This window comes from Shewanella sp. 11B5 (assembly GCF_002836795.1).
GTDB classification, from domain to species: domain Bacteria; phylum Pseudomonadota; class Gammaproteobacteria; order Enterobacterales; family Shewanellaceae; genus Shewanella; species Shewanella frigidimarina.
This window is the reverse complement of record NZ_PJAP01000482.1, coordinates 1-6,252: the sequence shown is the minus strand read 5'-3', so window position 1 is coordinate 6,252 and position 6,252 is coordinate 1. Positions and strand designations below refer to the sequence as shown.

At 42.9% G+C, this 6,252-nt stretch carries 4 protein-coding genes; 1 reads left to right on the top strand and 3 read right to left on the bottom strand.

All coding sequences use genetic code 11. The features are described from left to right. The first annotated feature begins 70 nt into the window (after positions 1-70). Complete coding sequence (locus CXF78_RS11255; protein WP_011637032.1) at positions 71-301, top strand: hypothetical protein; 231 nt, start codon at positions 71-73, stop codon at positions 299-301. Between the two features lie 89 nt (positions 302-390). Here the strand turns inward: CXF78_RS11255 and CXF78_RS11250 are convergent, their stop codons facing one another. Genes CXF78_RS11250 through CXF78_RS11240 form a run of 3 tightly spaced genes read right to left on the bottom strand, consistent with a single transcriptional unit; the run spans position 391 to position 5,316 of the window. Then, on the bottom strand, positions 391-1,515 hold the full coding sequence (locus CXF78_RS11250; protein WP_102036828.1) for an ABC transporter permease: 1,125 nt from the start codon (positions 1,513-1,515) through the stop codon (positions 391-393). A gap of 3 nt (positions 1,516-1,518) precedes the next feature. Then, the gene (gene rbbA / locus CXF78_RS11245; RefSeq protein ID WP_102036827.1) at positions 1,519-4,275 is read right to left on the bottom strand and encodes a ribosome-associated ATPase/putative transporter RbbA; all 2,757 of its coding nucleotides are present in this window, start codon (positions 4,273-4,275) and stop codon (positions 1,519-1,521) included. 15 nt (positions 4,276-4,290) lie between these two features. Then, positions 4,291-5,316, bottom strand: coding sequence for an HlyD family secretion protein (locus tag CXF78_RS11240; protein WP_011637029.1), 1,026 nt, complete (start codon positions 5,314-5,316; stop codon positions 4,291-4,293). Positions 5,317-6,252: the final 936 nt, after the last annotated feature.

The following is a 6,252-nucleotide window of genomic DNA, read 5'->3' as shown; positions in this document are numbered from 1 at the left end:
TTGTCACTAGTAATTCTGCTTGAAAACGTCACAATAATAGACAATAAATAAAAACAATTAAGGACGCATTATGAACCCACCAACATTGGCATTATTAATTCCTATTCTGGCCATTTTAGGCAGCTTTATTGTCACTATAATGAAGCTCAAGCAACGGCAATCACATACGACGGCAGAACAAGCAACTAACAATAAAGCACTGCATGATGAAATTAACGCCCTGCGTCAACGAATTGAAGTACTTGAACGTGTTGTTACCGACGATGCTTATGATCTAAAGCAAAAAATAAATAACGCATAATCAAGTGCTCTACATAACAAAGCCACCGTAATTGGTGGCTTTGTGGTTTAAAGGCATTAAACCCATAATATGAAAAGTAAGAATATAAACTACTTACTAACGGCAATTGACCGACGGAAAAGCGCAAGGCTGAAAGCAAAAAAGATAGCCCCTAGACCAATGATATTGAGTAATTCTGGCCACACTATGCTGATATCAGCACCCCGAAAAACAACGGCCTGAGAAAAAGCCATAAAGTGCCGCGAAGGGAAAAGCCATGTAAATGGTTGAATAATAGCTGGCTGGCTCTCAATCGGAGTGATCCCACCAGAGAGTAACATCATGGGTATTATCACTATCATCAACAGTAGTGCAAATTGTGCCATCGTACGGGCAATTGTACCGAGAAAAATACCGATGGCTGCTGCTGCAAATAAATAAATGGTCGTCCCGCCAAGTAGTAACCATCGAGATCCTGCAATGGGTACATCTAACAAGGTCTCAACCATAAAGAACAATGATAACGAGAAAGCTACTAAAACAATTAATCCGTTAGCCCATACCTTCGACATGATAATTTGAAACGAAGTCAGTGGCATAACAAGCAAGTGCTCAATGGTACCATGTTCACGCTCACGCAATAACGCAGCGCCAGTCAGTATAATGGCCAACAAGGTTACGTTATCGAGCAGTGCACCAATCGAACTAAACCAGGTCATTGTGCCATTTGGGTTAAAGGCTCGGCGTTGAACTAAAGCCACTGGATAGGTTGTTGTTTCGTTTGAACGATTAACAAAAAAATTCACCTCGTTAGTTATGATATTTTGAATATAGTGGTTACCTAGACTCGCTTGAGTCACTGCGGTAGCATCAACATCTATCTGTACACTCGGCAAGCGCCCATCACGAACATCTGCTTCAAACTTTGGTGGAATGGAGACCACAAACATGAAACGATCTTGATCCATAACTTGGTCAATATCAGTAGCAGAGATTTGCTCTGCAAGGTTAAAATAAGGCGGGTAAAAAGCATTGGCAATGCTACGAGAAAGCGTAGAGTGGTCTTCATCGACAATGGCAATCGAAGCGTTATTAACCGACTCGCTGATGGCTGTTGATCGTGAATAAATCTGGGCGCTGAATAGGAAAATAATTAGCATTACCATAACAACGTCACCAAGAACGCTGCGTAACTCTTTAGTACCGAGCCAAAAAATGTTACTCCAGGTTTTCATCAATTATGCCTCTTGTTTTGTCAAACATACTGCAGCCAAAACGACAAAGAGCGGACCATAAATGGATAGCATCATTAAATCCCCTGCTAGGGCAAAGAAATCCAATCCTTTGGTAAATGCAGCGACACTCAAATGCATGTAATAGGTTGCGGGCCACGCCATACCGATAAGATATCCCCCGCCTTCTAACGTTGATGTTGGCTGAACTAACCCGGAGAAAAGTGCTGTGGGTAATAAAGACACAATTGTAGTCGCAAAAACAGCGGTAACCTGTGTCTTAGTTAACGCGGAAACAATTAACCCAATACCCGTTGAAGCGCAAACGTAAAAGAAAGCTCCCACAGTTAAGCCCAGCAGGCTACCTTTTAGCGGTACTTGTAGCAAAAATACCACTAAGAATGTCAGAATAAAAAAGTTAGCCATGCCAATGCCAATATAAGGCAGCTGTTTGCCTATCAGAAATTCAAGTTTGTTTGTTGGCGTGACGTAAAAGTTGGTGATAGTGCCAACCTCCTTCTCACGCGAGATACTCACCGCCATCAAGATTGCGGGGAAAAAGAGCAACAGCAAGGCAGGCGTTTTCGGCCCAATCGAAAATATGCTCTCAAATGATGGGTTATAACGATATCGAGACTGTAGATCTACTTTATATAGAGCTCTTGCGTCGATACCTGCATTTGTTGCTAACTCGGTAAGATAGCGTATATGGCCACCAGTGACATATCCTTCTATAGTGCTTGCTCTGGTGGTATTAGCACCATCAATCCAAGCAGAAATACTAGGCGTTTGGCCCGTTTTTAAATCACGGCCAAAGCCCGGAGGGATCTCTATCGCTAAGGTTATATCGTTAGACTTAAGACGCCATTCAAGTTCATCTTTACTTTGCAGTTCTGGTCTCTCAATAAAATAGTGTGACCCTTGAAAGTTACTTAAATATTGGCGGCTCTCTGGAGTACGGTCCAGATCCAGCGCGGCAAAAGTGAGATCCTCTATATCTAGCGATATACCGTAAGCAATAACAATTAATAAGATCACACTGCCAAAAAAGGCAAATGCCAAACGTATCCTGTCACGCATTACCGCCATCATTTCGAGATAGCTGTATGCCAATAACCTATTCAAGCTAAAATAGTGGCGTTTTAATGTGGTTGAAGGTGAACTTGTTAACGTTGATGAATCATCTGGCTGCACAGAAGCCAAATCGGTTGATTCTTCGGCAGTCGTTCCAATGGCATCTTTCAGGTAATTGATAAATGCTTCCTCGAGCGAGGCTGCACCTTTGGCTTCTACTAGATGTTGCGGTTCATCATAAACAAGTACTTCACCAGCGTGCATGAGCGAAATGCGATCGCAACGTAAAGCCTCATTCATAAAATGGGTAGAAATAAATATGGTCACTTTATCTCGACGTGACAACTCAACAAGCAGCTCCCAAAATTCGTCACGAGCGACAGGATCAACACCTGAAGTAGGCTCGTCAAGAATAAGCATTTCGGGCTCATGGATCACCGCAACCGCGAGCGAAAGCCGCTGACGGATGCCAAGTGGCAGCGATGAAGCTAGATCATCTATTTGTTTGTGCAGACCAAAACGGTCAACCAGCGTATTTATCCGCTCTGTTGTTTTTGACGGTGACAGATGAAATAAGCGAGCATGCAAGGTTAAATTCTGCATCACAGTTAGTTCGCCATACAGCGAAAAAGCTTGTGACATAAATCCGACACGCTTGCGCATTTCTAGATTGTTCGCATCAACTAACTTTCCGAATAAAAAAGCCTCACCTTCAGAAGCTGGCAGCAAACCCGTCAGCATTTTCATTGTGGTGGTCTTGCCACAACCGTTAGAACCGAGAAAACCAAAAATCTCGCCAGCTTGAATTTCAAAGCTAACGTTGTTCACAGCGGTAAAATCACCGAAGCGTCGAGTCAACCCTTTCGCTATGATAGCAGGTGTGCCAGCAGTCTTTTCAAATGGAGGGATAACAAGCTCTTTACCACTTCCCCGCTTTCCTTCCGGTAGTAAGCGCACAAACGTCTTTTCTAAATTACTGGTGTTAGTTTTGGCTTTTAGCTCTGCTGGAGTACCTGTGTCCAAGATATGTCCAGCATCTATTGCAACCAGCCAGTCAAAGTCTTCTGCTTCGTCCATGTACGCAGTGGACACTATCACACTCATGCTGGGTCTTTCGCTGCGAATAGCGTTGATTAATTGCCAAAATTGTCGCCTTGACAATGGGTCGACACCAGTCGTCGGCTCATCCAATATCAACAGATCTGGATCATGTATAAGCGAACAGCAGAGCCCAAGTTTTTGTTTCATGCCACCAGATAACTTGCCCGCTGGCCTTGATAGAAAAGAGTGAAGCCCTGTTGCTTTAGTCAAACTATCGATTCGAGCTTTACGCTCAGAAGCCCCCTGACCAAATAACTTTCCAAAGAAATCTAGGTTTTCGGCAACACTAAGCTCGCTATAAAGGTTTTTACCCAGACCTTGGGGCATGTAGGCAATCCGAGGGCCAACTTCGGAGCGGTGGCGGGCCGAAGCCATGTCACCACCAAGCACCTCAAGACTGCCATGCTGTAACTTGCGAACACCCGAAATAAGGGCCAATAGCGTCGACTTACCAACACCATCAGGACCGAGTAAGCCAACCATCATCCCAGAAGGAATGGTCAGTGACACATCTTCGATAGCATTCACTTTCTTATAGGTATGCGTAACACCCTTAATGCAGACGATAGGATAATCTTGTTGGTCCATGGTACTGCACCCACATTAGTTATTATTGACTGAGACGGGTTCGGCTTGCGGTGGTAATTTCTGAAGAAAGTCCGGCCACGGAGCAGGTTTTTCTCCGGATTTTGTGGTCAGACGAATGTAAGCAACCCCGCGAACCCCTGTCTTTACATCATCAATATGGCTCTGGACTAAATTTTGCGGTATTCGTACTTTGGCACGAAACATGAGTTTTTCGCGTTCACTGAGTGTTTCAACTTGCTTTGGTGTGAATTGGGATTCCGGTGACACAAAACTGACAGACGCAGGAATAGCGAAATCTAAGATATCCAGCTTAATTCGAGCCTCTGCACCGATAGCAATGCTATTAGCCTGAGCTGACGGAAGAAAGACCTCCATATAGACATCGGCGAGGTTCACAACGGTTAGCACTTTACCGCCACTTCCTAGCACTTCACCGGGTTCGGCAAGTCGATAAATAACTCTGCCAATAACCGGTGATTTGAGAACACAATCGTCGATTTGAGTCTGGATCTCTGTAGTGCTAGCCTTCACAGCATCGACCATACGTTCTCGGTATACTAGTCCAGCTTTAGCAGCCTCAAGGGCGGCTTTGGCAACGGCTACCTGACTTACTCGTGTATCGTAGGTTTCCTTACTGATGTGATTATTTTTTACCAACTCGCGTGCCCGATGCAACTCTTGTTCAGCCAGTAATTGTTCCGCCTTTGCCTGCTCTATGGCTGCCAAAGCGGATGCGACTTGGCTTTCTGCACTGGCAACGTTTGCTTCTGCGCCGATTAACTGAGCTCGCAGTTGATCTGTATTGATTTTTGCGACAATCTGTTCTGCCTGAACTAGATCGCCCTCCTGCGCCATAATTGTATCGACTCGACCTGCAATTTTTGTTGATATATCAACCTGTACAGCTTCAATCCTTCCGTTACCTGAGGCGAAACCAGCACCCAATGGTTGTGCTTGAAAATACTGCCATACAGCCCAAGCCCCTGCGATGACAATTATTAAAACGCCACCATATATTAGTTTCTTAATAGTGTTATTCATTGTCTAAAAGTCCTTCTTTATTTAACAATAAGTATCGTTTCAAAACTGGAGATTGGCATTGCATGATGCTTAAACCAAAGGCCTTTAACTATTTCAAACTGATGTACGATCAACTATGGTTATTACATGCCTATTTAATGTTTTCATTGGTACTGTTAAGCATTAAATCATCGGCTAGGCAGCCTAGATATGCATAAGCGTGTCATATATAAAATGAACAGATATAACAGCCTTGCAAAATTGATCTAGCATCGCATAAACGGAAAATTCATCTGGGCGATGGTGGCAAAATGTTCTATTGTAACCGTTAAATTCGGATATCATTTGTTGATATGTTTATTCTTCTCGCATAATCCCTAAGTCGTTATTGAATGGCTCAATGGTTCACTCTGAACAACGCCTAATTCAACCAAAATAATAAATAAGATCGAGAACTTAAATTTATTTTGTAACAACAAACTGAAGTAAACTTTGATCTATGCCTCATTATTGGCTAATAAGTCGGTGATATTGAACAAATATTAAACCCATCAAATCGTACCGTTATCTTCAACTTAATTAATCAATTTTGCTTATTAATATGTCAAATACCAATAATTGAAAACTTAGCTATATCTTCACATTGTCAATTTTATAAACATTGCCTAAGTTACGGACACAAAAAGCCCGCTATATCATAGCGAGCTGTTTCGGGACTCTTTTAAGTCAATTAGGCACCTGAAAATGACCTACTTCGCATGGGCATATCGCCCACACAAGCATTATGCTCATATTAACCAAACCGTAATTTCAACAAATTACAGACGTAAAAAAGCCCACTACATAATAGCGGGCTGTTTCACGACTCTTTCAAGTCAATTAGGCGCCTGAAAATGACTTATTTCGCATGGGCATATCGTACACAAGCATTATGCTCATATTAACCAAACCGTAATT

Excerpts from the sequence above, each read along its gene's own strand:
- CXF78_RS11255 (WP_011637032.1), top strand. The coding sequence starts at position 71 with ATGAACCCACCAACATTGGCATTATTAATTCCTATTCTGGCCATTTTA.
- CXF78_RS11250 (WP_102036828.1), bottom strand. The coding sequence starts at position 1,515 with ATGAAAACCTGGAGTAACATTTTTTGGCTCGGTACTAAAGAGTTACGC.
- rbbA (WP_102036827.1), bottom strand. The coding sequence starts at position 4,275 with ATGGACCAACAAGATTATCCTATCGTCTGCATTAAGGGTGTTACGCAT.
- CXF78_RS11240 (WP_011637029.1), bottom strand. The coding sequence starts at position 5,316 with ATGAATAACACTATTAAGAAACTAATATATGGTGGCGTTTTAATAATT.